This is a genomic window from Brachyspira sp. SAP_772 (genome assembly GCF_009755885.1).
Classification (GTDB): domain Bacteria; phylum Spirochaetota; class Brachyspiria; order Brachyspirales; family Brachyspiraceae; genus Brachyspira.
Genome location: NZ_VYIX01000042.1, coordinates 1 through 1,012 on the forward strand (window position 1 = coordinate 1; position 1,012 = coordinate 1,012).

At 29.5% G+C, this 1,012-nt stretch carries 1 protein-coding gene; it reads right to left on the minus strand.

Annotated elements, in window-relative coordinates:
• Nucleotides 1–228: 228 nt before the first annotated feature.
• Nucleotides 229–1,012, minus strand: a 784-nt coding sequence (locus GQX97_RS12430; RefSeq protein WP_198391230.1) for a peptide ABC transporter substrate-binding protein, incomplete at its 5' end; no start/stop codon positions are given.

Consider the following 1,012-nt stretch of genomic DNA (forward strand, 5'->3'; position numbering starts at 1 on the left):
TAAAAAAAGCACACCCACCCAAATTTTATTTAACTTTGTAGCTTAATTAACGCACGGTAAGCTAAATTTAATATATAATTAAACTTAACATTCAAAATAAATTTATGTTTTTAATTTTGCTTAACGTGCGGTAAGTTCTTTTATTAAAATAATAAAGTAATAAATACARAAAAGAGCAGAGATAAATATATTTTATCAATGCTCTTTTATATTAATCATGATTTTTAATTATTGCTCTTTAGAGGCATAAGTAAATTTATGCATAGATAAAGCATCATAATAAACATCTTTTAATTTAGGATTAACAAGCAAAGGTTCAGTRTAAAAATACATAGGTATTATAGCAAAACTATTTACTAAYAATTCTTCAGCCTTATGCATAGCTTCCATTCTCACTTTCTGATCTCCAGTAGTAAGTGCTGTTTGTATATAAGCATCATATTGAGCGTTACTATATGAGCTATAATTATTTGGAGAGTAGCTTGTGTATAATGATAAGAAATTTATAGGGTCATTAAAGTCTCCAAACCAACCTCCGCGGCACATAGTTAAGTTTTTATCATATCTAGTYTGTAAAAATACAGCCCATTCTTCCTGTACTATTTTTGTATCTATTCCTAAATTTTCTTTCCACATCTGCTGYACWGCTTCAAATATAGATATATGAAAACCAGGGTCWRCYTTAAACTCAAATACAGGGAAGCCTTCKCCATTAGGATATCCTGCTTCAGCCATTAATTTCTTAGCCTCTTCTACATTTTTYTTATATCCTTCTTGACTTATATCRAAATATCCGCCGCCATTTTCTCTAAAACTTCCMTCAGCATCATTTATACCATAAGGAACAAAAGCATCAGCAGGAGTCTCTCCGCCTTTAGTTACTTGTTCTACTATATAATTTCTGTCTATAGCAAGAGCCAATGCCTTACGAACTCTAATATCTTTTAATACTTCATTAGTAGTATTTAAACAATAAAAATATGAAGCAAGCATTGGTTTTATTTGTAATAAT